Genomic DNA, 24835 nt, shown 5'->3' with positions numbered 1-24835 from the left:
ACTCAACGCCCGGTCCCATCTGCGGGTTCCCGACGTCAGCGGATACAGTCACCGTTGCGCCAACTATGGGGACAGGAGAGGGTCATTACCGGCAACCGGCAGACGAGCTGGGCGTTCGCCGACGCGTTTGTCGCCGAGGACGACGCTCTGCGATGGGCCCGCGACCGGTCCAGGGAAGCGGGCCTGCGCTCGGTCTCCCCCGGGACCGGGGCCGCGCTGCGCCTGCTCGCCGCCACCGCGGACGCCAAGGCGGTCGCCGAGATCGGCACCGGAACCGGCGTCTCCGGCATCCACCTGCTCCACGGGATGCGCCCGGACGGCGTGCTGACCACGGTGGATCCAGAAGCCGACCGGCAGGCCTTCGCCCGCCAGGCCTTCCGCGCCGCCGGCTTCGCGGGCAACCGCGCGCGCTTCATCCCCGGCCGGGCCCTGGACGTACTGCCCCGCCTCGCCGACGGCGGGTACGACCTCGTCTTCTGCGACGGCGACCCGGCCGAGTCCCTCGACTACCTCGCTGAATCGTTGCGCCTGCTGCGCCCCGGCGGACTGGTGTGCTTCGAGGGAGTCTTCTCCGACGGCCGCACGGTCGACTCCTCGGCCCAGCCGGTGGAGGTGCTCCGCGTCCGCGAACTGCTGCGCAGCGTCCGCGAGAGCCCCGCCCTGGAGGCCGCGCTGCTCCCGGTGGGCGACGGACTGCTGTGCGCCGTACGGCGCTAGGCCCTGCTTTCCGTTCGACCGGTCAGCGCGAGGGCGCCGGAGACAACGCTGCCCCGACCGCCGGTCGCGGTCGGGGCAGCGCAGAGAACGCAGAATGCAGATGGTGCCGAAAGGTCAGCCGACGACCTTCTTCAGGGCGTCACCCAGGGCGTCCGCCTCGTCCGGGGTCAGCTCGACGACGAGCCGACCGCCGCCCTCGAGCGGTACGCGCATGACGATGCCCCGCCCCTCCTTGGTGACCTCGAGCGGGCCGTCGCCCGTCCGCGGCTTCATGGCCGCCATGCTCGTTCCCCTTCCTGAAACCAGCTCATCGTCCGCCGACGGCCCCATTCAGGCGCCTAATACCCGGCATCGAACACATTGCTTCCCAGCCATTATCCCGCATGTCAGGACCCGATGACCAACATCGGCCGGGAACGCTTGCGCAACGCGCTCGACCAAAACCACTCATTTCGGGGACCCGCCTGCGATACTTCGCCCCCGCCCCCGGTGAACGGCCTCGTCTTTCTTTGACGCACATCACATGTGCGCCTGCCGTCCGGTCCGCCATGCTGGCCCTTGCACCGGCCGGTACCGGCCGGTAGCCATCCCGCGACGAAGGGGGACCCCCCGCATGGCCGACAGCGTGCTCTACGAAGTGACCGACGGACTCGCGACCATCACGATCAACCGCCCGGACGCGATGAACGCCATGAACACGGAGGCCAAGGTCGCGCTGCGCGACGCGGCCCTCGCGGCGGCCGCGGACCCCGCGGTACGGGCCGTGCTGCTGACCGCGGCCGGCACCCGTGCCTTCTGCGTGGGCCAGGACCTCAAGGAGCACATCGGGAACCTGGCGGCGGACCGCGAGGACGGCTCCTCCCTCACGATGAGCACGGTCGCCGAGCACTACAACCCGATCGTCCGCGCGCTGACCCAGATGCCGAAGCCGGTGGTGGCCGGGGTGAACGGCGTGGCGGCCGGGGCGGGCTTCGGGTTCGCGCTCGCGGCGGACTTCCGGGTCGTCGCCGACACCGCGTCCTTCAACACCTCGTTCGCCGGGGTGGCGCTGACCGCCGACTCCGGGGTCTCGTGGACCCTGCCCCGCCTGATCGGCGCCTCCCGCGCCTGCGACCTGCTGCTCTTCCCGCGCTCGGTCAAGGCCCAGGAGGCGTACGAGCTCGGCATCGCCAACCGCCTGGTCCCGGCGGACTCCCTGCACGCCGAGGCCGAGGCCGTGGCCCGCGCCCTGGCGTCCGGCCCGACGGTCGCCTACGCGGCCCTGAAGGAGTCCCTGGCGTACGGGGCCTCCCACTCGCTCGCCGAGGCCCTCGAGCACGAGGACGTCCTGCAGACCCGCGCCGGAGCCTCCGAGGACCACTCCATCGCCGTCCAGGCCTTCCTCGCGAAGCAGCCGCCCCGGTACCTCGGCCGCTGACCTCGCGCGAGCGACGCCCACGCCTACGCCTACGCCTACGCCTACGCCTACGCCTCGCGGGAGACGCAGCCCGCGAGGTGGTCGTTGACCAGGCCGCACGCCTGCATCAGGGCGTAGGCCGTGGTGGGTCCGACGAAGCGGATGCCCGCCTTCTTCAGGGCCTTGGCCAGGGCCGTGGACTCCGGGGTGACCGCCGGCACGTCGGCGGTGCTCCGCGGGGCCCGGCCCGGCCGCTTCGGGGCGTGGGACCAGATCAGCCCGTCCAGCTCCCCGGGCCGCCACCCCGCCAGCACCTTCGCGTTGGCGAGGGTGGCCTCGATCTTGGCCCGGTTGCGGATGATCCCCTCGTCCGCCAGCAGCCGCTCGGCGTCGGCCGGACCGAACTCCGCGACCGCCGCGATCTCGAACTTCGCGAAGGCCCTGCGGAAGCCCTCGCGCCTGCGCAGGATGGTGATCCAGGACAGCCCCGACTGGAAGGCCTCCAGGCACAGCCGCTCGTACAGGGCGTCGTCCCCGTGGACCGGCCTGCCCCATTCGGTGTCGTGGTAGGCGACGTAGTCCTCGGTGGACAGGCCCCAGGGGCAGCGCAGGCGGCCGTCCGGCCCGGCCAGCAGTCCGGCACCGCTCACCGCTCGTCCTTGGTGAGGTCGACCCGGTCCTCCGGGGCCGGGGCCGGGGCGCCCGGGGCGGCGGCCGCAGCGGCCGGGGCGCCCGTGTACGCAGCCGCCGTCAGCTGCGCGATGCGCGCGTCCCGCTCGGCCAGCTCCGCCGCCAGCCGCTCCAGTACGTCGTCCACCTCGGCCATCCGGTAGCCGCGCGGCGCGACCGGCAGCCGCAGGGCGTCGATGTCCGCCCGTACGACGGGCCGGGTCTCCGGCAGCCCGTCGGCCACCCGGTCCGGCTCCGCTTCCGGCAGGACGGCCTCCGAGCCGCCGCCGATCACCGCAAGGGTGACCGCTGCCACGACCACGACCAGCGCGATCATCAAGAAGAAGAACACGATCAACTCCCCTGAGAGACTCCGGCCACCAGGTTAAGGTCGCAGGCGAGGCGCATGGGCCGCCGAAGGAGGAAAGAGCAGGATGCTGCGACTGGGCAGGCGCGAGTTCGACACCCACGAGCCGGTGATCATGGCCATCGTGAACCGGACTCCGGACTCCTTCTACGACCAGGGCGCGACGTTCCGAGATGAGCCGGCGCTCGACCGGGTCGAGCAGGCGGTCGCCGAGGGCGCCGCGATCATCGACATCGGCGGGGTCAAGGCCGGTCCCGGCGAGCACGTGGACGCGGCCGAGGAGGCGCGGCGCACGGTGGGCTTCGTGGCCGAGGTCCGGCGCCGGCACCCGGACGTGGTGATCAGCGTGGACACCTGGCGGCACGAGGTCGGCGAGGCCGTGTGCGAGGCCGGGGCCGATCTGCTGAACGACGCCTGGGGCGGGGTGGACCCCAAGCTCGCCGAGGTCGCGGCGCGCTACGGCGCCGGGCTGGTCTGCACGCACGCGGGCGGGGTCGAGCCGCGCACCCGGCCGCACCGGACCTCGTACGAGGACGTCATGGACGACATCCTGCGGGTCACGGTCGGCCTGGCCGAACGGGCGCGGGCCCTCGGCGTCCGCGGCGACGCGATCATGATCGACCCGGGCCACGACTTCGGCAAGAACACCCGCCACTCGCTGGAGGCCACGCGCCGGCTGGACGAGATGACGGCGACGGGCTGGCCGGTCCTGGTCTCCCTGTCCAACAAGGACTTCGTCGGCGAGACCCTGGACAAGCCCGTCAAGGAACGCCTGCTGGGCACCCTGGCCACCACGGCCGTCTCGGCCTGGCTGGGCGCGCAGGTCTACCGCGTCCACGAGGTCGCGGAGACCAGGCAGATCCTGGACATGGTCCGCTCCATCCAGGGCCACCGCCCCCCGGCAGTGGCCCGCCGCGGCCTGGCCTGAGCCGCCGCCGTCCGGCCCGGCCTGAGCCGCCGCCGTCCGGCCCGGCCTGAGCCGCCGTGGGGCCGGGCCCGGGCCCGGCCCCACGGCGTGCGGGTCCTACTTCCCGACTTCCTTCGTCACCAGCGCGATCGCCTCGTCCACGTCGTCCGTGACGTGGAAGAGGTACAGGTCCTTCTCCGAGGCCTTGCCCTGGGCGATCACCGTGCCCCGCAGCCAGTCGACCAGGCCGCTCCAGTACTCCGTGCCGAACAGCACGATCGGGAAGCGGGTGATCTTCTGGGTCTGGACCAGGGTCAGCGCCTCGAACAGCTCGTCCAGCGTGCCGAGGCCGCCCGGCAGCACCACGAAGCCCTGGCTGTACTTCACGAACATCGTCTTGCGGACGAAGAAGTACCGGAAGTTCAGCCCGAGGTCGACGTGCTGGTTGAGCCCCTGCTCGAAGGGCAGCTCGATGCCGAGGCCGACCGAGACACCGCCCCCCTCGCGGGCGCCCTTGTTGGCCGCCTCCATCGCGCCCGGACCGCCACCGGTGATCACCGCGAACCCGGCGTCCACCAGCGCGCGCCCGATCCGCTCGCCCGCCTCGTACTCCGGCGTCCCCGCCGGGGTGCGGGCCGATCCGAACACGCTGATCGCGGGCGGCAGCTCGGCCAGCGTGCCGAAGCCCTCGATGAACTCCGACTGGATGCGCAGGACCCGCCAGGGATCGGTGTGCACCCACTCGGAAGGCCCGGCAGAGTCCAGCAGCCGCTGGTCCGTCGTACTGCCCGCCTTGATCTGGCTCCGCCTCCTCAGCACCGGCCCGAGCTGCTGCTCCTCGGGCCGACGACGAGCGGACCCTTCGGGGTTGCCCATGATGTGCTCCCTCCTGCTGATCGTTGGATCAGGTTAGGCGCACAAAGGTGACAGCAAGCGGAATTCAGGAGGTCAGCCAGGCGCGGAGTCGTTCCTCGCAGTGGAGGATCGCCTTCGTGTCGACGCGTTCGTCGACCTTGTGGGCCAGCAGCGCGTCGCCCGGGCCGTAGTTGACCGCCGGTACGCCGAGGGCGCTGAAGCGGGAGACGTCCGTCCAGCCGAACTTCGGCATGGCGCGGCCGCCGACCGCCTCCATGAAGGCCGCCGCCGCCGGGTGCGCGAGGCCGGGCAGGGCGCCGCCCGAGGAGTCGTCGACCACGAACTCGGCGATGTCGCAGTCGGCGAAGACCTCCCGCACGTGGGCGATCGCCTCGGCCTCGCTGCGGTCGGGGGCGTAGCGGAAGTTGACCGTCACCGTGCAGCCGTCGGGGATGACGTTGTTGGCGACGCCGCCCTCGATGCGGACCGCGTTGAGGCCCTCGTGGTACTCCAGGCCGTCGATCAGCGGCCGGCGCGGCTCGTACGCGGCCAGCCGGGCCAGGATCGGCGCCGCCGAGTGGATCGCGTTGGAGCCCATCCAGCTGCGCGCGGAGTGGGCGCGCTCGCCCGCGGTGCGCAGCAGCACCCGCAGAGTGCCCTGGCAGCCGCCCTCGACCTCGGCGTTCGAGGGCTCCAGCAGCACCGCGAAGTCGCCGGTCAGCCAGTCGGGGTGGGCCTCGGCGACCTTGCCCAGGCCGTTGAGGTCGGCGGCGACCTCCTCCTGGTCGTAGAAGACGAAGGTGAGGTCCCGGTTCGGCTCGGGAACGGTCGCCGCGATGCGCAGCTGCACGGCGACACCGGACTTCATGTCGGTCGTGCCGCAGCCCCACAGGACGTCGTTCTCGTCGAGACGGGAGGGGACGTTGTCGGCGATCGGCACGGTGTCGAGGTGGCCGGCGAGCACGACGCGCTCGCCTCGGCCCAGGTGCGTGCGGGCGACGACGTTGTTGCCGAGGCGGTCCACGGTGAGGTGCGGCAGGTCCCGCAGCGCGCGTTCCACGAGGTCGGCGAGCACCTTCTCGTCGCCGCTCACGGAGGGGATGTCGACGAGCCGGGCGGTCAGCTCGGCGGCGTCCAGGGTGAGGTCCAGCTCGGATTCGGGCATGAATCGACCCTAACGCCCCCACCCGGGGGGCCACCTCGTCGTCCGGCCGGTGGACACGTCATATGCCTCAAGTACGGTGGGCCGCGTGTCCGAAACCCGTGATCCACGCCCCCGTCGCCGCAGGCCGCTCCGTGTGGCCGTAGGTCTGCTCGTCCTGTTCGCGGTGATCGGCTATTTCGCCGTCCAGCGGTACTCCAACGGCGGCGCCGGCGCCCCGTACTGCACGGCCACCGCGGCCGCGGGCGGCGGGCAGAAGTACGAGATGACGCCCGAGCAGGCGGCGAACGCGGCGACGATAGCCGCCGTCGGCATCTCCAAGGGGCTGCCGGACCGGGCGGTGACCATCGCGTTGGCGACCGCCATGCAGGAGTCGGCCCTGCGCAATCTGGACCACGGCGACCGGGACTCGCTGGGCCTGTTCCAGCAGCGGCCCTCGATGGGTTGGGGCACGCCGGAGCAGATCACGGACCCCGTGTACTCGGCCGCCATCTTCTACGACCACCTCGTCGACGTGCCGGGGTACTCGCGGCTGCCGCTGACGGTGGCGGCGCAGAAGGTGCAGCGCAGCGGCTACCCGCAGGCGTACGCGAAGCACGAGACGGACGCGACGGTCCTGACGGCGGCCTTCGGCGCGAACGGAGTGCTGTCCTGCTCCGGCCCGGCTCCGCTGAAGGGTGATCCGGAGAAGGTGAAGGCGGAGCTGGTACGGGCGTTCGGCAAGGAGGCGCTGGCCGGCGGCGGGGGCGCCCCGGGCGGCGGCGAGGCGGGCCGGGCGGACGCCGGCGGGGTCGCCGAGCCCGAGATCACGCTGCGGCTGAAGCAGGGCGGCGGTGCGGCCGAGGAGCGCCGCGGCCGGGCGATGGCCCACTGGGCGGTGGCCCGGTCCCACGAGCTCGGCATCGCCCGGGTCTCGTACCGGGGCGGCGGGTGGACCGGCGGGAAGGCCCGGGGCGTGTGGCAGGACAAGGGCGGTTCCGGCAAGTCCGGGGACGGCGATCCGCACAGCACCCTCGGCGACGAGGTCCGGATCTTCGTCGCCCGCTGAGCCGGGCCCGCCGAGCCGTCCCGCCGGATCGCGCTCCGGCGGGACCCGGCCGTGCGTTCGGCCCGTCACTCGTACGGGGGCGGCCGGGGCGGTGGACGCGGGGCCGCAGAGCGACAGAAGGCCTGGTGGGCGCGTATCCAATGCGTTTGTCGCGGAAGCCGATTAAACGATGCGTTACCGATCTTTTACCTGTCGGCCCCGCAACTCCACCCGCCCCACGAGCGGTTGTACACGGCGTACTCAGCCGCTACCGCTTAGGAGCATCATGTCCCTCCCCCTGACCCGTCGGATCGCCCGCGCCGCGCTGCTCCTCGCAGCCGGGGCAGCACCCGTGGTCGGTGCGGCCGGCGCGGCCAGCGCCGCGGACGCCCCCGACGCCGCGGCCGCGACGACGGCGGCGGCCACGGACACGGCGAGCACCGCCGTCGAGGCCCTCCCGGCGGCCGCCCCCGCCGCCGGCGTGACCGAAGCCGCGGGCGGCCTGCTCGGCGGCCTGCCCACCGCCCAGCAGCTGCCGGCGGCCGGTGAGCTGCCGGGCGGTCTGCCGGCCGAGCTGCCGGCCGAGCTGCCGGGCGGTCTCCCCGGCGGCCTGCCGGGCGGCCTCACGGGCGGCCTGCCCCAGCTGCCCCTGGGCTGACCCTGACCCACGGCAGGAACCCCGAAGGGGCCGGGAGCACGAACTCCCGGCCCCTTCGGGCTGTCCGGCGGCGGATCAGCCCAGGCGCTTGACCGCGGCCTCGACGCGCTCGTCGGTGGCGGTGAAGGCCACGCGCACGAACCGCGCGCCCGCCTCCCCGTAGAAATCGCCCGGCGCGACCAGGATGCCCAGGTCGGCGAGGTGGCCCACGGTGTCCCAGCAGGGCTCGTCCCGGGTCACCCACAGGTACAGGCTCGCCTCGCTGTGCTCGACCCGGAAGCCGTGCGCCTCCAGCGCCGCCCGCAGCGCCGTGCGGCGGGCCGCGTAGCGGGCGCGCTGCTCCTCGACGTGGCCGTCGTCGCCGAGCGCCGCGACCGTGGCCGCCTGCACCGGGGCGGGGGTCATCATGCCGCCGTGCTTGCGGATCTCCAGCAGCTCGCCGAGCACGTCCGCGTCACCGGCGATGAAGGCGGCCCGGTAGCCGGCCAGGTTGGAGCGCTTGGAGAGCGAGTGGACGGCGACCAGGCCCTCGTACGAACCGCCGCACACGTCGTCGTGGAGCACGGAGACGGGCTCGGCCTCCCAGCCGAGCTCCAGGTAGCACTCGTCGCTGAAGACCAGGATGCCGTGCTCGCGCGCCCAGGCCACGATCCGGATCAGGTCCTCCTTCGGGATGACCTTCCCGGTGGGGTTGGACGGGGAGTTGAGCCACAGCAGCTTCACGCCGGCCGGGTCGAGCGCGGTCGGGTCGTCGTAGACCACGGCCTCGGCGCCGCACAGCCGCGCGCCGACCTCGTACGTCGGGTAGGCGAGCCGGGGGTAGGCCACCTTGTCGCCCGCGCCGAGGCCCAGCTGGGTCGGCAGCCAGGCCACCAGCTCCTTGGAGCCGACCACGGGCAGCACGTTGCGGTGCTCGGCGGCGCTCGCCCCGAGGCGGCCGCGCAGCCAGCCGGTGATCGCGTCGCGCAGGGCGGGGGTGCCCCAGACCGTCGGGTAGCCCGGGGAGTCCGCGGCGCCGACCAGGGCGCGCTGGATCAGCTCGGGCACCGGGTCGACGGGCGTGCCGACCGACAGGTCGACGATGCCGTCCGCGTGGGCCGCCGCCGTCTTCTTGTACGGCTCCAGCTTGTCCCAGGGGAAGGCGGGAAGACGGTCGGATACTGCGGCCACGGTGCTCTCTGCTCTCTCTCGGTGCTGGACTCGAAGGTCGGGAAACACCTCGGTCCCGTGCGGCGGGCAGGCCGTACGGGACCGAGTGGCGCTTGTGCCGGGAACCCTCAGTGAGAAGGGTTGATGTCGGCGGGAAGCGCCGCGATGAAGGGGTGGTCGCGCTCGATCAGGCCCAGCTTCGAGGCGCCACCGGGCGAACCGAGCTCGTCGAAGAACTCGACGTTCGCCTTGTAGTAGTCCTTCCACTCCTCCGGAGTGTCGTCCTCGTAGAAGATCGCCTCGACCGGGCAGACCGGCTCACACGCACCACAGTCGACGCACTCGTCCGGGTGGATGTACAAGGACCGCTGGCCCTCGTAGATGCAGTCGACGGGGCACTCTTCGATGCATGCCTTGTCCTTGACGTCGACACAAGGCTCCGCGATGACGTAGGTCACGCTCTCGTTCCTCCTCGGTAGGGCTTTCCATATCGCGCGGGAGCGCGGCGTCGTCGATGCCCGCACCTAGTATCTCCGTTCCCGGGCACGATCCGAACAGGAGGGGCGGACAGAGCTGTGGAAATCACTGCCGGTGGGCTGTTGGAGGTCCGTATCACCCCGGCTGACGTGGGTAAACGAGTCTCTGTACGACGGGTGGAGTACGGGTCGAGCGGAGCCCCCGCGTACGCGGACGCGGTAGGGGTTCTCACATCCTGGAACGAGGGTGTGCTGCTGATCACACAAAAGAACGGAAAGTCCGTCCGCATCGCGGAATCCTCGCTGGTGGCGGGCAAGATCGTGCCTCCCGCGCCGGCCCGCCGGAGGGGTCCCGCGGCCTCTTTCGAGGAGCTTTCGAGGGTCGCCGGACGGTCCTGGCAGCCGTTGGAGAGCGAGCCGCTCGGCGAGTGGACGCTGCGGGCGGCCGCCGGCTTCACCCGGCGGGCCAACTCGGTGCTGCCGCTCGGCGATCCCGGGATACCGCTGGACGATGCACTCGCGCGGGTGACCTCCTGGTACGCGGAACGAGGGCTCCCCGCCTACGTGCAGGCCGCGACCGGGGCCGTCGGCACCCAGGAGCTGCTGATCGCCGAGCTGGAGCGGCGCGGCTGGGCGGCCGAGGTGTCGGCGCAGGTGCGGATCGGGGCGCTCGCGCCGGTCGGGGACGTGGACGCGCCCGCCGCCGGGGCCGTACGGCTGACCCGTACTCCGGACGAGGCGTGGCTCGGGCGCTACGGCAGGGTCGGCGACCCCGAGGTGGCCCGGCGGCTGCTGGTCGAAGGCCCGTCGGTGTGGTTCGCGGCGCTGCCGGAGGGCCGGGCGATCGGGCGGTGCGTGGTGGACGGTCGGTGGGCCGGGTTCGCCGCGGTGACGGTCGATCCCGCGCACCGGCGGGAGGGCCTGGCGACCGCGGTGATGGCGGCGCTGGCGCGGCGGGCGCTGGAGGAGGGCGCCTCGGCGGCCTGGCTCCAGGTGGAGGTGGACAACCCGGGGGCGCTGGCCCTCTACGACGGGATGGGCTTCGCCCCGCACCACACGTACCACCACTACCGGGCGGCGCGGTGACCGCGGCGGACCGGCGCGAGCAGTTCGCCGCGGAGGCGCGCTCGGAGCGGCCGGACCTGGCGCTGTTGTGCCTGCTGCTGGCGGCCGAGGCGGACCCGGAGCTGGACGAGCGGGCCATGGACTGGGCGCAGATCGAGCTGGACCGGCTGGCCGGGATGCTGCCGTACGGGCTGCGGGGCGGGCGGGCCTGGGCTTCGGCGGTGACGGAGCTGCTGGGCGGGCGGCTCGGTTTCCACGGCACCCCGGCGGACTACGACCGGCTGTCGTCCTCGCTGCTGCACGAGGTGCTGCGGCGTCGGCGGGGGCTGCCGATCCTGCTGTCCGTGGTCTGGCTGGAGGTCGCCCGGCGGGCGGGGGCGCCGGTGTACGGGCTGGGGCTGCCGGGGCACTTCGTGGTGGGCTTCGGGGACCCGGAGGAGGGCGTGGTGGTCGACCCGTTCGCGGGCGGGGCGTCCCTGGGGGCGGGGCCGGCGGAACTGGCGGAGGGGCCGCGGGCCCCGGCCCGCACGCTGGACATCGTGCTGCGGATCCTGAACAACATCCGGGCGTGGGCCTCGACCCGGCCGGAGCAGTCGGGCGTGGCGCTGTGGGCGCTGGACCTGTCGCTGCTGCTGCCGTCGCACCCCGCGTCGCTGCGGTACGAGCGGGCGCGGCTGCTGGTGGAACGGGGGGCGTTCCGGGACGGGGCGGTCGAGCTGGACGCGTATGCCGAGGTCGTGGCGGCGGTGGATGCCGACGCGGCGGCCCGCGTCCGCGGCGAGGCGGCCGCGGCCCGCGCCCTGCTGAACTAGCCGCCGTCCCCGCCCTACGGCCCAACCCCACCGTTGGCTCTGCCCCGCACCCCGGGCTACGGGCACGCCCCAGGCCGCCGGAACCCGCCCCGCACCCCGGGCTATGAGCGCGACCCAGGCCCCCGGAGCCCCGCCCCGCACCCCGGTCGCAGGCGCCCAAGGGCCGGGGGCTCCGCCCCACACCCCGTCACGGGCGCGGCCCAAGGGCTGGGGGGCAGCCCCGCACCTCAGCCGGCGGCGCGGCTCAAAGACCTGGGGCGCCGCCCCGGACCCCGCGCCTCAAACGCCGGCGAGGCTGGATCTTGCCCCCGCAGCCCGCGAGGTGCGGCTGCATTGCCCGCAGGGCAAAGTCAGCTGGGGCCGACCCCGAGCCCGCCCCGCGATCCTTGTGGATCTGGCTGCTGAAGCCGTCATGTGCCCACAACCAGCCCCGCCGGCGATTGAGGCGCGGGGCCCCGCCCGGGTGGGGCGGGGGCTAGCCGGCGTTGGTGTCGACCACGACGGTTCGTTCGGCCGTGGTCTTGCCGCGCAGGGCCTTGCCGAGGGCTCCGGCGACGTCCTGCGGGGTGACGGCCGTCTTGGCGCCGGTGCCGCGGGCGATCGTGATGCCGTCGAAGGTGTTCCCGTAGGTCTCCTTGAGGGCCTCCAGGTCGAACTTTTCGACGAGGTGCCCGTCGACCGGCTGCATGCTGAGGATCTTCGGCAGGGACTTGGCGCCGAAGGCGATGGACTTGGACCCGATCTTGACCGTGGCGTTCGCGGACATCGCCGGTTCGGCGAACTCCTTCATGGCCCGGTTCAGTTCGGCCTCGTCGATGACCGGCGCCTTGGTGGTCACGGGCAGTTCGGCCACGGGCGCGTTGCCGGTGGCGACCATGTCGCGGAAGGCCTTGGTGACCTGGTCGACGGAGGCGTCCACGTCGAGGGTGGAGCCGGGGGTGCCGGGGACGGCCACCGCCTTGCCGGTGTCGAACCTGATGGTGCCCTCGGTCGCCGTGCCGGCGGTGCCCGCGAGCTCCTGGAGCGCGACCTGGAGCTTCTCCTCGTCGACGGGCATCACGGCGTCGGCCTTGCGCTCGTTGCCGAGGAGGGAGCCGATGACCGTGATCGGGTTGTAGTCGCTGCCGGCGGCGTTGCGGACGGTGGTCTGGCTGTCCAGGGTCAGGCCGGCCTTCTCGGGCTTCAGCTCGACCTGCTTGCCGCCGACGCTCAGCTGGAGCGGGGCGGCGGCCCGGGTGCCGAAGGCCGTCTGGAGCTTGTTCACGGCCTCGTCGCGGCTGCCGCTGATGTCGACGCCGAGGACGGTGGTGCCCTTGGGGACGTCGGAGTGGTTGAGCAGCAGCCCCGCTCCGTAGGCCACGCCGAGCAGGGCCACGAGGCCGCCGCCGAGCAGGACCGCCTTCGAGCGGCCCTTCTTGGCGGGCTTCGCGGCCTTGGCGGGCGCCTGGGACTTCGGCTGCGGCGCCGGGCGCGGGGCGGCGGGCGCGGGGGCCGGGACGGGGGTCGGGGCCGGAGCCGGCGTCGCGTCCATCTCGGGACCGGGCCAGCGCGGAGCCCCTTCGGCCGCGGGCCCGCCGACGGGGCCGCTGCCGAAGCCGGGGCCCGCGGTGGGGCCGGCGGGGAACTCGTCGCCCTGGCTGCCGTAGGCGGGGAACGCCTGGGTGACCGGGCCGGTGTTCCCCTGGCCGGCGCCGTACGCGGGGAAGCCCTGGGTCGAGTCCACGCCGGGGCCGGCCGGGAGCGGGCCGTAGTCCCCGACCGGCGGGGGCGGGGTGCGCGGCGGCGCGAAGCCCGCGTCGGGTGCGGGCCCGGCCTGGGTGTGCACGGGCGGCGGGTAGCCGGCGCCCGGCCCGGCCGGGGGCGGCGGGGCGACGCCCTGCCCGGGCCCGGGGGCAGGCGCCGGAGCGGGACGCGGTCCCGCAGCCGGGTGCGGTCCCGGAGCCGGGTGCGGGGCCTGATGCGGACCAGGGGCCGGGGCCGGCGCACGGCCCGCGAGGGGGCCGCCCGGCACGCCGGGCGCCGGGCCGGGCGCCGGAGCAGGCGCGGGCGCCGGGTTGGGCGACTTGCGCGGAGCGAACCAGTTGCTGGCGGACTCCTCGGCCGGCGCGGCCGGGCCCTGCTGGGGGGCGCGTGCGGGCTCCCGCTCGGCCTCGATCCGGGTCGGCACGGGCTGCGGCCGCTGCGGGAGCGGCGGCTCGGCCGCCCGGCCGGGCGCCGGAGGCTCGGGCGCCTGAGCCCCCGCCGGCGCGCCATCGGCGTCGGCGTCGGCGGCGGGCCCCATCGCCTTGCGGACGACCACCGGCGGAATCGGCCGCGAACCCGGGATGTTGATCCGGATCCGGGTCGTCAGGGTGGTCTCGGTCTTGGGCCCGTCCGAGTCGGGCGTGGACGGCTTCGAGGTCACAGGGTTCTCCTCCGGGGCAGTCGCCGCGCCAGGCCCAGGCACAGCCGTGGACGGATACTGGCCGGTTCCATACGGCGGTGTACCCGAGGGGTAGGCGGCTCCACCGCGCCCTGTGGGCCCGGAGGACGAACTGTCGGTTTCACGACTCAAGGCAGGTTCTCCCGGTTGGCTCCGCCGCCCGTCATACCGTGCGCGGGCAGCTCGGCGGCCCGTCCACCATACTGGCCGCCGCCCGCGCGCAACTGACCCGCAGGAATCAGGGGTTCCTCATAGCGCCCGCCAACCCCCCTTGAAGCCGCCCGCGAGACCCGGCGCGCGCCATGGAGCGGCGACCTCTAAAGAGTCCGACACCACGTCACTTGGCAGGCCGGGCGGCCGAAACCGGCCCGTCCGGCGGAACGCGCATCGTGGCGCACATCACAGCGAAGACGGTTCCGCCCAAAAGGTAGACGTACGTGCTGATTCCGGACGAACTGAGCAGGAAGTCCCCCTCGGGGCGCGGAACACCGAGCATCACGTACGCCAGGAACCAGCCGGCCGCGGCCCCGCCCACCCCGAGTCCGGTGCCGAGCGCGATCCGGCCGCCGAGGAAGAGCCCGAAGGCGGCCGCCAGCGCGAGCAACAGGCCGCCGGGGAACCACAGGTCCACCACCAGCCAGCCGGCGAGGCCGGTCAGGGCGCCCAGCACCAGCAGGCCCAGGCAGCCGGCGATCCGCACCGGGGTCGGCGTTCCGGTCATGCCGCCACCCCCGCGAACAGGTCGCGCTCGCGCTCGCCCGCCGGTGCGCCCGGCCGGCCCGCGACGAGTTCGTAGTACTCGCAGGCGAACAGGGGCTGCGCCAGGTCGTTGGAGAGGGCGAAGAAGGGCCCGTCCACGGCGATCTGGGTGGCGTGGGCCCGCATGGCCGCCGCCTTCGCCGCCACGAGCTCCTCGGGGGCCTCGATCTCGGCGGTGATCGTCTCGTCGGGCACGACCCCGGGCACGTCCTCGGGCGAGGCCATCCCCGGGAAGGGCGCCTCGATACCGACGGCCGCCCGCAGCTTGGCGAAGCCCTCCTCGACCACCGAGCGGGGCACGCGGTTCCAGTAGATCTTCCCGATCGCGTGCGGTTCGCCCAGGTCCCGCCGGTAGGCGGTCTCGGCGGCCAGTTCGGCGGCGCGCATGGCGACGCGGTGGGCCTGGATGTGGTCGGGGTGCCCGTAGCCGCCGTGCGGGTCGTAGGTGACCAGCACCTGCGGCCGCACCTCGCGGATCACCTCCACGAGGAACGCGGCGGCCTCGTCCACGTCGGCCGACCAGAAGGCCTCCGGGCGGCGGTTCTGCGGGGCTCCCATCATCCCGGAGTCCCGGTAGCGGCCGGCCCCGCCGAGGAACCGGTGGTCGGTGACGCCCAGTTCCGCCATGGCGGCGGCGAGCTCGCCGACCCGGTGGGTGCCGAGGCTGTCGTCGCGGTCGGCCGCCAGGTGGGCGAGGCCGGGCGGGATGACCTCCCCCTCCTCGCCGAGGGTGCAGGTCACCAGGGTGACGTGGGCACCCTGGGCCGCGTACTTGGCCATGGTGACGCCGTTGTTGATCGACTCGTCGTCCGGGTGCGCGTGCACGAGGAGCAGACGACGGGCGGGAAGACCGTTCATGGGCCTAGCCTACGAGGCAGGGCTCAGAACTTGAGGCCACTGATCATGCTGGCCACGTTCGAAGTGAGTTGGTTGAGGGTCGGGGCGATGGTGGAACTCGCCAGGTAGAAGCCGAGCAGCACACAGACCACCGCGTGTCCCGCCTTCAGGCCCGACTTTCGGACCAGCAGGAATACGACGATCGCCAGCAGCACCACGGCCGAGATCGAGAGTGCCACGGCGTTTCACCTCCACGTCGAGCGGACATCGGTTCGCGTATCAGTGCTCGGCGGGAGTCATACCCACCGTGCGCTACGGATCATAACTATCCGTACCAGCGCATCGATCGAATTCCGGCAGCACGAGGGGCGCATGGCGCGCACGGGCCGGGGCACACGGAAGGCCGGCCGGAGGGACCGTACGCCCCTCCGGCCGGCTGTCGGCACCCGCACGGCCGCACGCCGTTCAGCCTGCACGCCCCGGATCTCGGCGCAGAAACGGTCAAGTTGCCTGCGTGTAAACGGCGTTGGACGTTCGGCGCCCCTCCTCCCGACCGGCCAGTCGCGGGTGGCTGGAAATGATCGCGGCTACGCGCCCGCTCCGGCCGGCGGGGGTGTGGGGACCACGTGCTTCTCGGCCGCGAAGTGACAGGCCGACGGATGCGCCGCCGGGCCCGACGGGAAGACCTCGGGCACCGCCAGCAGCGGCACCTCGGCGGCGCACTTCTCCCGCGCCTTCCAGCAGCGGGTGCGAAAGCGGCAGCCCGACGGCGGGTTGGCCGGGGACGGCACGTCGCCGGAGAGGATGATGCGCTCGCGGCGGGCGCGGGCCTCCGGGGCGGGGACCGGGACCGCGGACAGCAGGGCCTGGGTGTACGGGTGGGTCGGGTGGTCGTAGATCTGGGTGTCGGTGCCGATCTCCACGATCCGGCCCAGGTACATGACGCCGACGCGGTCGGAGATGTGCCGGACGATCGACAGGTCGTGCGCGATGAACACGTAGGACAGGTCGAACTCGTCCTGCAGGCGCTCCAGCAGGTTGATCACCTGCGCCTGGACCGACACGTCGAGCGCGGAGACCGGCTCGTCGGCGACGATGATCTCGGGCCGCAGGGCGAGCCCGCGGGCGATGCCGATGCGCTGGCGCTGGCCGCCGGAGAACTGGTGGGGATAGCGGTTGATGTACTCCGGGTTCAGGCCGACCACGTCCAGGAGCTCCTGGACCTTGCGGCGCCGGTCGCCCTTCGGAGCGACCTCGGGGTGGATCTCGTAGGGCTCCCCGATGATGTCGCCGACCGTCATGCGCGGGTTCAGCGAGGTGTACGGGTCCTGGAACACCATCTGGATGTTGCGGCGCACCGCCTTGAGGGCCTTGCCCGACAGCTTGGTGATGTCCTCGCCCTTGTACGAGATCGCGCCGGCGGTCGGCCGCTCCAGGTTGACCAGCATCTTGGCCACCGTGGACTTCCCGCAGCCGGACTCGCCGACGATGCCGAGCGTCTCGCCCGCGCGCAGCCCGAAGGAGACCCCGTCGACGGCCTTGACCGCGCCGACCTGCCGGCGGAAGACGACGCCCTGGGTCAGCGGGTAGTGCTTGACCAGGTCCTTCACTTCCAGAAGGGACTCAGGCATGGAGGCACTCCTTCCAGAAGAAGCAGGCGCTGGTCCGGTCCTCGGCGACCCGCGCCAGCGGAGGGACCTCGGCCCGGCAGACGGCCTGCGCCATCGGGCAGCGCGGGTTGAAGGCGCAACCGGGCGGGATGGCCAGCAGGTTCGGCGGCAGGCCCTTGATCGCGTACAGCTCCTGGCCCTTCTGGTCCAGGCGCGGGATCGAGTCCAACAGGCCCCTCGTATAGGGGTGGGCCGGCGCCCGGTAGATCTCGTGGACCGGGGCGGCTTCGACGATCCGGCCCGCGTACATGACGGCGATCTTGTCGGCGACGTCGGCGACCACGCCCAGGTCGTGGGTGATCAGGATGAGGCCCATGTTGAGCTCGCGCTGGAGCTCGGCCAGCAGGTCCATCACCTGGGCCTGGACGGTGACGTCCAGGGCGGTGGTCGGCTCGTCGGCGATGATCAGCGAGGGCTCCAGCGCCAGCGCCATCGCGATCATGATGCGCTGGCGCATGCCGCCGGAGAACTGGTGGGGGTAGTCCCCCACGCGCTGCTTGGCCGCCGGGATCTTCACCCGGTCCATCAGCTCGACGGCCTTGCCCTTGGCGTCCTTGCGGGACATCCCGCGGTGCACCTCGTACATCTCGCCGAGCTGCGCGCCGACGCTGAGGACGGGGTTCAGGGAGGACAGGGCGTCCTGGAAGATCATCGCCATCTCGGCGCCGCGGACCTTCCGGCGGTGCTCCTCCTTCATCTTCAGCAGGTCCTGGCCCTTGAAGAGGATCTCGCCGCCCGCGATCCGGCCCGGCGGCACGTCCAGGATCCCCATGACGGCCTGCGCGGTCACCGACTTGCCGGAGCCCGACTCGCCGAGCACGGCGAGCGTCTCGCCCTCGTCCACCGAGTAGTCGACGCCGTTGACCGCCTTCGCGACTCCGTCGCGCGTCTTGAATTCCACGTGCAGGTCGCGGACTTCGAGCAGCATGTGCGGGGCTCCTCAGCGCAGCTTGGGGTCGAGGGCGTCGCGCACCGCGTCGCCGAGCATGATGAAGGCGAGCACGGTCAGGCTGAGCGCGCCCGCCGGCCAGAGCAGCATGTGCGGGGCGTTGCGGATCTGCGAGGCCGCGTTGGAGATGTCGATGCCCCAGGAGACGGTGGGCGGGCGCAGGCCGACGCCGAGGAAGGACAGGGTGGCTTCCAGGGCGATGTAGGTGCCGAGCGCGATGGTGGCGACGACGATGACGGGCGCGACGGCGTTGGGCGCCACGTGTCGCAGCAGCATCCGGCCGTTGCCCGCGCCGAGCGCGCGGGCGGCCTGGACGTAGTCGTTCTGTTTGGCGGTGATCACCGAGCCGCGGGCGATGCGGGCGAGCTGCGGCCAGCCGAGCAGCACGATGAAGCCGACCACGGGCCAGACGGTGGTGCTGGTGACGACGGACAGGAAGACCAGGCCGCCGAGGATCACCGGGATGCCGAAGAAGATGTCCGCGACCCGGGAGAGCAGCGCGTCCCACCAGCCGCCGAAGAAGCCGGCGAGCCCGCCGAGCGCGGAGCCGAGCAGGGCGGCGCCGAGGGTGGCGCACACGCCGACGGTGATGGAGGCGCGGGCGCCGTAGACGGTACGGGTGTACACGTCGCAGCCCTGGGTGTCGTAGCCGAAGGGGTGCCCCGGGGAGGAGCCCTGCTGGGACTTGGACAGGTCGCACTGGAGGGGGTCGCCGCCCGCGATGAGCTGGGGCCAGATCGCGATGACGACGAGGAAGAGGATCAGCAGGGCGGAGACGATGAAGACGGGGTTGCGGCGCAGCTGGTGCCAGGCGTCGGACCACAGCGAGCGGGCCTTCTCGGAGGGTCCGGCTCCGCCGGGTGCGGGGCCGAGGGTCTTCTCGAGGCTCTCCCCCTCCTCCAGGGCCAGGTCCATGGCTCCGCCTTGGCCGGTGGGGGACATCGCTTCGCGCGGGAGAGGGCCGACGGGGTCGTAGGCGTCGGGGCGCTCGGGCTCAGGCATAACGGATCCTCGGGTCCAGGACCGCGTAGAGCAGGTCGACGAGCAGGTTCGCCAGCAGGAAGACGATGACGAGGATGGTCACGAAGCCGACCACGGTGGGCGCGTTGTTGCGCAGGATGCCCTGGTAGAGCTGGTAGCCGACGCCGTGGATGTTGAAGATCCGCTCGGTGACGATGGCACCGCCCATGAGCGCGCCGATGTCGGTGCCGATGAAGGTGACCACCGGGATCAGGGAGTTGCGCAGCAGGTGGCGGGTGATGACCCGGCGGCGCGGCAGCCCCTTGGCGACGGCGGTGCGGACGTAGTCGGCCTTGACGTTCTCGGCGATGGAGGTGCGCGAGAGCCGGGTCACGTAGGCGAGCGAGACGAGGGCGAGCACGATGCCGGGCAGGATCAGCTCGCCGAAGGGGGCGTCGGGGGAGACGGTGGGCCGGACCCAGCCCCATTCGACGCCGAAGAGGTACTGGAGCAGGTAGCCCGTCACGAAGGTGGGCACCGAGATGACGACGAGGGTCATCACGAGGACGGAGGTGTCGATGGACTTGCCGCGGCGCAGTCCGCTGACCACCCCGAGGGTGATGCCGACGACGATCTCGATGAGGATCGCGACGACGGTCAGGCGCAGGGTGACGGGGAAGGCCGTCGCCATGAGCTCGGTGACCTTCTGGCCGTTGAAGGCCGTGCCGAAGTCGCCCTGGAAGATCTGGCCCATGTAGTGGAGGTACTGCTCCCACAGCGGGCGGTCGAGGTAGAGGTCCTTGCGGATGCGCGCGGCGGTGGCGGGGTCGGGCGCCTTGTCGCCGAAGAGGGCCGCGACCGGGTCACCGAGCGCGTACACCATGAAGAAGATCAGGAACGTGCTGCCGATGAACACGGGGATCATCTGGAGCAGCCGCCGGATCACGTAACGTCCCATGGACTGCTCCAGGATCGATCCGTCGGTCGGTCAGCTGACCTTGATCTGGTCGTAGACCGGCACGCTGAACTGGTTGAGCGCCACGTCGGTGATCCGCTCGGAGTGCCCGGCGCTGCCGTTCTGGTACCAGAGCGGGATGGAGGGCATCTGCTCGGCGAGGATCTTCTGGGCGTCCTGGAAGGTGGTGGTCGCCTTGGCGGCGTCGCTCTCCTGGTTGGCCAGGTCGACGAGCTTGTCGAACTCGGGGTTGCTGAACTTGCCGTAGTTGGAGGAGGCGCCGGTGTAGTACAGCGGCTCCAGGAAGTTCTGGATCAGCGGGTAGTCGGCCTGCCAGCCGGAGCGGAAGGGGCCGGTCAGCTTGAAGCTGCTCTGCTGGTTGCGGAAGTCGGCGAAGGTGCCGATGGGGTTGACCGTGCAGACGGGTCCCTCGCCCAGCGCGTTGTTGATGCTGTTGCAGACGGCGTCCATCCAGTCGCGGTGCGAGCCGGTGTCGACGTTGGAGGTCAGCGTGACCTTGCCGCCGGGCAGTCCGCCGCCCTCCTGGATGAGCTTCTTGGCCTCGGCGGGGTCGAAGGTGCAGGCGTCGCCGCAGGCGGTGGACTTGAAGCCGCCCTTGTCGCCGAGGGCCGGGGAGGTCCAGTCCTTGGCGGGGGTGCGGGTGTCCCGGAAGATCTGCCTGGTGATCTCGTCCCGGTTGATCGCCATGGAGATGCCGCGGCGGACCTTCTCCATGCCCTCCTTGCTCCACTGGGGGTCGTACAGCGGGAAGGTGAGGGTCTGGATGATCAGGGCGGGCTGGTTGATGTAGCGGTCGCCCAGGTCGTTCGCGACGTTCTTCAGCTGCTGCGCAGGGACGTCGTCGACGAGGTCGAGGTTGCCGGAGATCAGGTCGGTGTAGGCGGTATTGTTGTCCGTGTACACCTTGAGGTCGACGCCGCCGTTCTGCGCCTTGTCGGCGCCCGGGTAGCCCTCCCACTTGCGCAGCTTCATGCCGGTGCCCTTGGTGTACGAGTCCACCGTGTAGGGGCCGTTGCCGACCGGTTTGGCGAGCCAGCCGGCGTGGTCGGTGAAGAAGGCCTTGGGCAGCGGGGAGAAGGCCTGGTAGCCGAGGGTCTCGGGCCAGGTGGAGAACTTCTCCTTCAGGGCGACGGTGAAGGTCTTGGGGTCCTTGACGACGAGGCCCTTCATCGTCTTGGCCTTGGGCTCGCCGGAGGCCGGGTGCAGGTCCTCGTAGCCGACGATGTCCGAGAAGAACGGCGAGTTGTTCTGCTTGTTGCGCACGTCCGCCGCGTAGTTCCAGGCGTCCACGAAGGACTGGGCGGTGACGGGCTCGTCGTTGCTGAACTTCCAGCCGTCCTTCAGCGTGATCGTGAAGTTCTGGCTGTCGGTGGTCTCGATCTTCTCGGCGAGGAAGTCCAAGGCCTCACCGGTCTTCGGGTCGTAGCGCTTCAGGCCCCGGAACAGCATGTCGAGTACCTTGCCGCCCTGCACCTCGTTGGTGTTGGCGGGCTCCAGCGGGTTCTGCGGGTCACCCCAGGAGGAGCTGACGATCCCCTCGCCACCGCCTCCGCCGCCGCCGCTTCCGCCGCCGCAGGCCGTCGCCGCGAGGGCGACGGCCATCGCACATGCGGCCCACTTGGCGTGGGTGGCTCCGCGCATGGAGTGCCTCCTAGGGATCCCAAGACTCGCTTAGGGCCCTATGTCACCCTATGAGGGGTCCCGCACACTCCCGGTTGGCCCGATTGCACCCGCGCGTCCGCCGCCTGTCACCCCTGCGAGTGCAAAGGCAGCTCCCAGGTGTCGACCGCGTAGTGCAGGCCCATGCCGTGCGCCTCGTAGAGCGCGAGCGCGCCGGTCTCGTTGTGGACGTCCACGCCGAGGCCCACGGTGTCCCGGCCGCGCGCCGCGTAGGCCGCGAAGCCGTGGCGGAGCAGGTGGCCGCCGATGCCGCGGCCGCGCAGGGTCTCGCGTACGCCGATGTGGCTCAGCCAGCCCATGCTCGTGCGGTCGTCCCGGGTGAGCAGGACGGCCACGTCGCCCTCGCCGGGCAGGGAGGCGATCCACACCAGGGACCAGTCGAGCCCGCGTGCGTCCAGGTGGTCCAGCCAGGGTTCGTACGCGCGCTCCACATGGCCGAAGTGGGCCGCGAAGGTCTCCTCGACCAGGGCGTGGGCGCGGCGGCGGTCGGTCTCGTCGCCGGCGCAGTCGCGCAGGGTGAGCCCGGCGGGCGGGGGGGGGGGGGGGGGGAAGGTCGGTGGCCGGGTCCACGGCGCGGGTCATGACCTGGTAGCGGCGTACGGTGCGGTAGCCGCGGCCGGTGAGCAGGGAGAGGTCGAGGGTGGGTTTGATGTTGAGCTGGATCCTCAGCCGGCCCTCCCCGGCCCCGGCGGACAGTTCGCGGGCCCGGGCCTCCATGAGCCCGAGCAGCCGCAGCGCGGCCTCGGGGTGGGCGGGCAGGACGTAGTGGTCCCCGTCGATCCGGCCCGGCCCGGAGTCCGCCCAGACGAGGGCGTAGGCGACGAGCCGGCCCTCCTGGAAGGCGAGCCAGGAGTCGTGGGCCAGGTCGACGTCGGGGTGGTTCAGGTCGGCCTCGACGGTGCCGAGGTCGGTCTCCGGGCGGCCGATCTCGATCATGTCGACGGCGTTGAGCAGGGCGCAGATGTCGGACGCGTCCCCGGGCCCGGCGGGCCGGACGGTCAGCATGGCGGTCATCGCCCCACTGTCGGCCCGCCCGGGCGGCGGCCGCAACCGGCTTTCCCGGCGCGGGACTTCCGCCCGGTGGGCTTTCCGGTGCGGGATCCCCCCGCGCGGGATGCGCCCCCCGCACCCGCCCGGGGAGCCGGAACGGCCGGGCCCCCGGCGCCGATGAGTGGCGCCGGGGGCCGGCCGTTCGGTCGTGCACGGTGCGGGTCAGACGGCCAGAACGGCCTTCTCCTCCGCGAAGTGGCACGCCGACTCGTGCGCGGCGAAGCCGGTCTGGCCCTTGAAGCGCTCCGGGATCGCCAGCAGCGGCTCCTCGGTGGCGCACTTGTCCTGGGCCTTCCAGCAGCGGGTGCGGAAGCGGCAGCCCGACGGCGGGTTGGCCGGGGACGGGACGTCGCCGGTGAGGATGATGCGCTCGCGGTTGTCCCGGACCTCGGGGTCCGGCACGGGGACCGCCGACAGCAGCGCCTGGGTGTAGGGGTGCGTCGGGTGGTCGTAGATCTGCGTGTCCGTGCCGATCTCGGCCATCTTGCCGAGGTACATGACGCCCACGCGGTCCGAGATGTGCCGGACGATCGACAGGTCGTGCGCGATGAAGACGTAGGACAGGTTGAACTCGTCCTGGAGCTTCTCCATCAGGTTGATGACCTGCGCCTGCACCGACACGTCGAGCGCGGAGACCGGCTCGTCGCAGATGATGATCTCCGGGTTGAGCGCGAGGCCGCGGGCGATGCCGATGCGCTGGCGCTGGCCGCCGGAGAACTGGTGCGGGTAGCGGTTGATGTACTCCGGGTTCAGGCCCACGACGTCCAGGAGCTCCTGGACCTTGCGGCGCCGGTCGCCCTTGGGAGCCACCTCGGGGTGGATCTCGTAAGGCTCCCCGATGATGTCGCCGACCGTCATGCGCGGGTTCAGCGAGGTGTACGGGTCCTGGAACACCATCTGGATGTTGCGGCGCACGGCCTTGAGGGCCTTGCCCGTCAGCTTGGTGATGTCCTGGCCCTTGTAGAAGACCTCGCCGGAGGTGGCGGTCTCCAGGCTCATCAGGAGCTTGGCGACGGTGGACTTGCCACAGCCGGACTCGCCCACGATACCGAGGGTCTCGCCCTGGTACAGGTCGAAGGAGATCCCGTCGACCGCCTTGACCGCGCCGACCTGCTTCTTGAACAGGATGCCCTGGGTCAGCGGGAAGTGCTTGACCAGGTTGCGGACCTGGAGGATCGGCTCGCGCTCGGTGGCGTTCTTGGTGAGCTCAGCCATGGATCTGCTCCTTCCAGAAGTGGCACGCGCTGGTGCGGCCGGACAGCGCGGTGCCGTCCTGCGCGGTCACCTGGTGCAGGACCGGCACGTCGGTGCGGCAGATGTCCTGCGCCTTGGGGCAGCGCGGGTTGAAGGCGCAGCCCGAGGGGATGTTGAGCAGGTTGGGCGGCAGGCCCTTGATCGCGTAGAGCTCCTGGCCCTTCTGGTCCAGGCGCGGGATCGAGTCCAGCAGGCCGCGGGTATACGGGTGCGCCGGGTTCTTGTAGATCTCGTGCACCGGGGCGTTCTCGACGATCCGGCCGCCGTACATGACGGCGATCTTGTCCGCGACGTCGGCGACGACGCCGAGGTCGTGGGTGATCAGGATCAGGCCCATGTTCATCTCGCGCTGGAGCTCCGCGAGCAGGTCCATCACCTGGGCCTGGACCGTCACGTCGAGAGCCGTGGTGGGCTCGTCGGCGATGATCAGGTCGGGCTCCAGGGCCATCGCCATGGCGATCATGATGCGCTGGCGCATACCGCCGGAGAACTGGTGCGGGTAGTCGCCCACGCGCGCCCTGGCGGCGGGGATCTTCACCCGGTCCATGAGCTCGATGGCCTTGGCCGTGGCGTCCTTCTTGGACATGCCGCGGTGGACGCGGAACATCTCGCCGAGCTGGGCGCCGACGGTGTGCACCGGGTTCAGCGAGGACAGCGCGTCCTGGAAGATCATCGCGATCTTCTGGCCGCGGACCTTGCGGAACTCCTCGGACGGGAGCTTCAGCAGGTCGGTGCCCTGGAACAGGATCTCGCCGGACGGGATCTTGCCGGGGGGCATGTCGAGGATGCCCATGATGGCCTGCGCCGTCACGGACTTGCCGGAGCCGGACTCGCCGAGGACGGCGAGGGTCTCGCCGGCGTTCACGGAGTACGAGACTCCGTTGACCGCCTTGGCGACACCGTCGCGGGTGTGGAACTCGACGTGCAGGTCGCGCACTTCGAGGAGCGGGGTGGTGCCCTCCGGCGCCGAACGGGGCGCGGGGACGTTCGAGGTCTTGTCGATGATGGTCAACGTACG

25 protein-coding genes and 1 pseudogene are annotated in these 24835 nt (G+C 72.1%); 7 read left to right on the top strand and 19 right to left on the bottom strand.

All coding sequences use genetic code 11. The features are described 5' to 3' along the window. The first annotated feature begins 54 nt into the window (after nucleotides 1-54). Nucleotides 55-717, top strand: coding sequence for an O-methyltransferase (locus tag BGK67_RS22745; protein WP_069921811.1), 663 nt, complete (start codon nucleotides 55-57; stop codon nucleotides 715-717). 114 nt (nucleotides 718-831) lie between these two features. Here the strand turns inward: BGK67_RS22745 and BGK67_RS22740 are convergent, their stop codons facing one another. After that, the gene (locus BGK67_RS22740; protein ID WP_003966491.1) at nucleotides 832-999 is read right to left on the bottom strand and encodes a DUF3117 domain-containing protein; all 168 of its coding nucleotides are present in this window, start codon (nucleotides 997-999) and stop codon (nucleotides 832-834) included. Between the two features lie 331 nt (nucleotides 1000-1330). Here BGK67_RS22740 and BGK67_RS22735 point away from each other — a divergent pair, with 331 nt between their 5' ends. Next, entirely contained in the window at nucleotides 1331-2134 is an 804-nt protein-coding gene (locus BGK67_RS22735; RefSeq protein WP_069921810.1) for a 2-cyclohexenylcarbonyl CoA isomerase, read from the top strand. A 47-nt stretch (nucleotides 2135-2181) separates the two neighbouring features. On the opposite strand, the gene BGK67_RS22730 is transcribed toward BGK67_RS22735, so the two are convergent. Then, nucleotides 2182-2763 carry a DNA-3-methyladenine glycosylase I gene (locus BGK67_RS22730; RefSeq protein WP_069921809.1) on the bottom strand — a complete coding sequence of 194 codons (582 nt, stop codon included), beginning with the start codon at nucleotides 2761-2763 and terminating at the stop codon, nucleotides 2182-2184. Beyond that, nucleotides 2760-3140, bottom strand: coding sequence for a DivIVA domain-containing protein (locus BGK67_RS22725; RefSeq protein ID WP_069921808.1), 381 nt, complete (start codon nucleotides 3138-3140; stop codon nucleotides 2760-2762). Before BGK67_RS22725 ends, BGK67_RS22730 begins: the two co-directional genes overlap by 4 nt. A gap of 76 nt (nucleotides 3141-3216) precedes the next feature. Between BGK67_RS22725 and folP the strand changes: the two genes are divergently transcribed. Further along, nucleotides 3217-4077 carry a dihydropteroate synthase gene (gene folP / locus BGK67_RS22720; RefSeq protein ID WP_069921807.1) on the top strand — a complete coding sequence of 287 codons (861 nt, stop codon included), beginning with the start codon at nucleotides 3217-3219 and terminating at the stop codon, nucleotides 4075-4077. 96 nt (nucleotides 4078-4173) lie between these two features. Here folP and BGK67_RS22715 read toward each other — a convergent pair whose 3' ends face one another. Beyond that, nucleotides 4174-4932, bottom strand: coding sequence for an LOG family protein (locus tag BGK67_RS22715; RefSeq protein WP_069921806.1), 759 nt, complete (start codon nucleotides 4930-4932; stop codon nucleotides 4174-4176). Nucleotides 4933-4996: 64 nt separating this feature from the next. Continuing rightward, a complete protein-coding gene (dapE, locus tag BGK67_RS22710) occupies nucleotides 4997-6076 on the bottom strand; it encodes a succinyl-diaminopimelate desuccinylase (RefSeq protein ID WP_069921805.1) in 1080 nt (359 codons plus the stop codon). An 85-nt stretch (nucleotides 6077-6161) separates the two neighbouring features. On the opposite strand from dapE, the gene BGK67_RS22705 reads away from it, so the two are divergent. Next, the gene (locus BGK67_RS22705; RefSeq protein WP_069921804.1) at nucleotides 6162-7121 is read left to right on the top strand and encodes a hypothetical protein; all 960 of its coding nucleotides are present in this window, start codon (nucleotides 6162-6164) and stop codon (nucleotides 7119-7121) included. A 265-nt stretch (nucleotides 7122-7386) separates the two neighbouring features. Further along, complete coding sequence (locus BGK67_RS22700) at nucleotides 7387-7758, top strand: hypothetical protein (RefSeq protein ID WP_069921803.1); 372 nt, start codon at nucleotides 7387-7389, stop codon at nucleotides 7756-7758. Between the two features lie 75 nt (nucleotides 7759-7833). Here BGK67_RS22700 and dapC read toward each other — a convergent pair whose 3' ends face one another. Both dapC and fdxA read right to left on the bottom strand, forming a co-directional pair. Further along, entirely contained in the window at nucleotides 7834-8928 is a 1095-nt protein-coding gene (dapC, locus tag BGK67_RS22695) for a succinyldiaminopimelate transaminase (protein ID WP_069921802.1), read from the bottom strand. Between the two features lie 107 nt (nucleotides 8929-9035). Next, on the bottom strand, nucleotides 9036-9365 hold the full coding sequence (gene fdxA, locus BGK67_RS22690) for a ferredoxin (RefSeq protein WP_030868357.1): 330 nt from the start codon (nucleotides 9363-9365) through the stop codon (nucleotides 9036-9038). A 117-nt stretch (nucleotides 9366-9482) separates the two neighbouring features. On the opposite strand from fdxA, the gene BGK67_RS22685 reads away from it, so the two are divergent. Together BGK67_RS22685 and BGK67_RS22680 are read left to right on the top strand one after the other, a co-directional pair. Then, the gene (locus tag BGK67_RS22685; protein WP_069921801.1) at nucleotides 9483-10469 is read left to right on the top strand and encodes a GNAT family N-acetyltransferase; all 987 of its coding nucleotides are present in this window, start codon (nucleotides 9483-9485) and stop codon (nucleotides 10467-10469) included. Beyond that, nucleotides 10466-11260 carry a transglutaminase-like domain-containing protein gene (locus tag BGK67_RS22680; RefSeq protein ID WP_069921800.1) on the top strand — a complete coding sequence of 265 codons (795 nt, stop codon included), beginning with the start codon at nucleotides 10466-10468 and terminating at the stop codon, nucleotides 11258-11260. Before BGK67_RS22685 ends, BGK67_RS22680 begins: the two co-directional genes overlap by 4 nt. Nucleotides 11261-11735: 475 nt before the next feature. On the opposite strand, the gene BGK67_RS39000 is transcribed toward BGK67_RS22680, so the two are convergent. From BGK67_RS39000 to BGK67_RS22620, 12 genes and pseudogenes are all read right to left on the bottom strand, one after another. Beyond that, a complete protein-coding gene (locus BGK67_RS39000; RefSeq protein WP_347878428.1) occupies nucleotides 11736-13664 on the bottom strand; it encodes a peptidoglycan binding domain-containing protein in 1929 nt (642 codons plus the stop codon). Nucleotides 13665-14019: 355 nt separating this feature from the next. Continuing rightward, complete coding sequence (locus tag BGK67_RS22670) at nucleotides 14020-14403, bottom strand: DUF6113 family protein (RefSeq protein WP_069921798.1); 384 nt, start codon at nucleotides 14401-14403, stop codon at nucleotides 14020-14022. Beyond that, nucleotides 14400-15299, bottom strand: coding sequence for an N-acetyl-1-D-myo-inositol-2-amino-2-deoxy-alpha-D-glucopyranoside deacetylase (mshB, locus tag BGK67_RS22665; protein ID WP_069921797.1), 900 nt, complete (start codon nucleotides 15297-15299; stop codon nucleotides 14400-14402). Before mshB ends, BGK67_RS22670 begins: the two co-directional genes overlap by 4 nt. Nucleotides 15300-15322: 23 nt before the next feature. Further along, on the bottom strand, nucleotides 15323-15517 hold the full coding sequence (locus BGK67_RS22660; RefSeq protein ID WP_069921796.1) for a hypothetical protein: 195 nt from the start codon (nucleotides 15515-15517) through the stop codon (nucleotides 15323-15325). Nucleotides 15518-15865: 348 nt separating this feature from the next. Beyond that, nucleotides 15866-16909 carry an ABC transporter ATP-binding protein gene (locus tag BGK67_RS22655; RefSeq protein WP_069921795.1) on the bottom strand — a complete coding sequence of 348 codons (1044 nt, stop codon included), beginning with the start codon at nucleotides 16907-16909 and terminating at the stop codon, nucleotides 15866-15868. Then, a complete protein-coding gene (locus BGK67_RS22650; RefSeq protein WP_069921794.1) occupies nucleotides 16902-17876 on the bottom strand; it encodes an ABC transporter ATP-binding protein in 975 nt (324 codons plus the stop codon). Before BGK67_RS22650 ends, BGK67_RS22655 begins: the two co-directional genes overlap by 8 nt. 12 nt (nucleotides 17877-17888) lie before the next feature. Next, the gene (locus BGK67_RS22645) at nucleotides 17889-18899 is read right to left on the bottom strand and encodes an ABC transporter permease (RefSeq protein WP_069921793.1); all 1011 of its coding nucleotides are present in this window, start codon (nucleotides 18897-18899) and stop codon (nucleotides 17889-17891) included. Continuing rightward, nucleotides 18892-19815, bottom strand: coding sequence for an ABC transporter permease (locus tag BGK67_RS22640; RefSeq protein ID WP_069921792.1), 924 nt, complete (start codon nucleotides 19813-19815; stop codon nucleotides 18892-18894). Before BGK67_RS22640 ends, BGK67_RS22645 begins: the two co-directional genes overlap by 8 nt. Before the next feature lie 30 nt (nucleotides 19816-19845). After that, complete coding sequence (locus BGK67_RS22635; RefSeq protein WP_069921791.1) at nucleotides 19846-21474, bottom strand: peptide ABC transporter substrate-binding protein; 1629 nt, start codon at nucleotides 21472-21474, stop codon at nucleotides 19846-19848. Nucleotides 21475-21581: 107 nt separating this feature from the next. Next, nucleotides 21582-22527: pseudogene (locus BGK67_RS41220) on the bottom strand (GNAT family N-acetyltransferase). Between the two features lie 198 nt (nucleotides 22528-22725). After that, a complete protein-coding gene (locus tag BGK67_RS22625) occupies nucleotides 22726-23778 on the bottom strand; it encodes an ABC transporter ATP-binding protein (RefSeq protein WP_069921790.1) in 1053 nt (350 codons plus the stop codon). Further along, a complete protein-coding gene (locus BGK67_RS22620) occupies nucleotides 23771-24829 on the bottom strand; it encodes an ABC transporter ATP-binding protein (protein ID WP_069921789.1) in 1059 nt (352 codons plus the stop codon). Before BGK67_RS22620 ends, BGK67_RS22625 begins: the two co-directional genes overlap by 8 nt. Between the last annotated feature and the right edge of the window lie 6 nt (nucleotides 24830-24835).

Source organism: Streptomyces subrutilus, assembly GCF_001746425.1.
Classification (GTDB): domain Bacteria; phylum Actinomycetota; class Actinomycetes; order Streptomycetales; family Streptomycetaceae; genus Streptomyces; species Streptomyces subrutilus_A.
The sequence above is the reverse complement of the archived record's forward strand: the minus strand, read 5'-3'. Positions and strand labels throughout refer to the sequence as shown.